The 2208-nt window shown below is 69.4% G+C and carries 1 protein-coding gene and 1 pseudogene; one reads left to right on the top strand and one right to left on the bottom strand.

Annotated elements, in window-relative coordinates; genetic code table 11:
- Positions 1-113: 113 nt before the first annotated feature.
- Positions 114-227, bottom strand: a pseudogene (locus ACFVYF_RS37785) (hypothetical protein); the annotation flags it as partial.
- A gap of 208 nt (positions 228-435) precedes the next feature.
- On the opposite strand from ACFVYF_RS37785, the gene ACFVYF_RS37780 reads away from it, so the two are divergent.
- Positions 436-1857 carry a M1 family metallopeptidase gene (locus ACFVYF_RS37780; RefSeq protein ID WP_389462581.1) on the top strand — a complete coding sequence of 474 codons (1422 nt, stop codon included), beginning with the start codon at positions 436-438 and terminating at the stop codon, positions 1855-1857.
- Positions 1858-2208 lie beyond the last annotated feature (351 nt).

Raw genomic sequence — 2208 nt, 5'->3', positions numbered from 1 at the left:
CTTGGGATGGGCGTTGATTCGTCGGTGTCCACGCTGATCCGCGCGGCGAGTAGCGCCCTCTGTGGCTCTGCCATAGGCAGAGCGGAGAGCAGTTTCAACCTACGTATCTACGGAGTGCCGTAGGAGGTGGAGAACGTCTGCGCGTTGTCGGGATGCTTGTGCAGCAGGTAGCCGAGGTCGGTCGCGGGGCGTACGGGGGTGCCGGTGGTGGTGATGGTCAGGAACACGTGGCCAGGCCTCATGGAAGGGGATGAACTGCGGATGGGTTGAACCGGGATCCTTACTGTGCGCCCACGTACAGCGAACAACCCCTGCGTACCCTGGCATTTTCGCCGCCCAAGCGGAGCCGACCTCCCCTCTTCGCGCGGGCCTGTGTTGACTGTGGGGAACCCTGTGACAAGATCCGCTGGCATGTCATCTGTCATGTCGTCTGCCATGCCTTCGTTGCCTTCGTCGCCCAGGGGCCCCTCAAGAACCGGTCGCCGTCTGCTGGTCGCCCTGCTCGCGCTGATCGCGACTGCAGGCTCCACCGTGGCCGAGGCCGGCACACCGTCCGGCCCGGCGCCCGGCGCCGCGGTGAGAGCGGCCGAACCCGCGACGCCCGACCGCCCCAGCTACGACGTGAAGCTGCGCGCCGACGCCGACGGCTCCCACTGGGCGGGCCGGCAGACGGTGTCCTTCCGCAACGCCTCCAGCCGGCCCCTGCGTGAGGTGTACATACGCCTGTGGGGCAATGGCGAGGACGGCTGCGGGACATCCGGAAGACCGTCCCCCGTCCGCGTCTCCCACGTGCGCGGCGGCACTCCGGGCCGCCCCGGCGTGAAGTGCACGGCGCTGCGCATTACTCTGCCGAGGCCGCTCGCACGCGGTGAGCGGACGGCCGTCTCCTTCGACGTGGCCCTCACCGTGCCCGCACGCAACAACCGCTTCGGCCGCGAAGGCGCGTTCCGCTTCCTGGGCAACGCGCTGCCGGTCCTCGCCGTGCACGACGCGAGGGGGTGGCACCTCGATCCGTATGTGTCGTACGGCGAGAGCTTCTACACCCTGGCGAGCGACTTCCGGGTGCGCCTCGACCACCCGTCCGCCCTCAAGGTCCCGGCGAGCGGCAGCACATGGACCCGCTCCGGCGGTACCGGGCGTACGGTCACCCACAGCGTCGCCAAGCGGGTGCGGGACTTCGCATGGGCGGCGGGCCCGTTCCGCACCGCGACCCAGACCTCGCCCGACGGCGTGCGCGTGAAGTCGTACTGGTCGCCGAACACGCCCGCCGCCGGTGTCCGCCTCAACCGCAAGGACGGCGTCGCCGCCATCGACCGGTTCGGCAGGGAGTTCGGCCGCTATCCGTACGGCGAGATAGACCTCGTGATGACCCCCGGGTTCGCCGGCGGCATGGAGTACCCCGGCCTGGTCATCCTCGGCACCGAGGAGGAGGGCGGCGCCACCGTCCATGAGATCGCCCACCAGTGGTGGTACGGCGTCGTGGGCAACGACGAGTACAACTCACCCTGGCTGGACGAGAGTTTCGCTCAGTACGCCAACGCGCGCTACCACCGCTGGGACGGGTTCGAGTGCTCGCCGGACGACTCCTGGCCGAGCGCCACCGCCGCGCTCACCAACTCGATGGCCTACTGGTCTACACACCGTGGCGAGTACTTCCAGGTCGTGTACGGGATCGGCCCCTGCGTCCTGGCCGACCTGGAGCACGTCCTCGGGGCCGGCACCATGGCGCGCCTCATCAAGAAGTACGCCCACGACCACTGGTACGGCGTCTCCACCACGGTCGACTTCCAGAAGGCCGCACAGTCGATGACGCACAGGGACCTCGGCCCCTTCTGGCGGCAGCACCGCATCCGCTGAAGTCGCACTCCGCTCGCGGGTGACGGGCGTACCCCGTCGGCGCCACGATGACGGTGACCGACCGGGTACGCGGGCAGGGCGGCGTCGTTCCAGCGGTGCATCCGGGTTGATGGGGCTTCAGGAGCTGCGGCCGGACTGCGGGTTGGTCGGCGGGGGCTGACGCGGAGGCAGGCACGACTTCCGGTGATCATGAGGTGTCGAGTCCCTGATCACCACGACGGAAGACCGTGCCTGCCCGCTCATCCTCGCTCATCCCGCGCCCTCTGGGCCAACTCGCCGACACCGCGTCGACCCTCCCCGATGACCTCCCCGGCCTGCTGACCTGCCTGGCTCAGGTGCCCGATCCCCGCC

It is taken from the genome of Streptomyces sp. NPDC058274 (assembly GCF_042881375.1).
In the GTDB taxonomy this organism is placed as follows: domain Bacteria; phylum Actinomycetota; class Actinomycetes; order Streptomycetales; family Streptomycetaceae; genus Streptomyces.
This window is presented reverse-complemented; position numbering and strand designations above follow the sequence as displayed.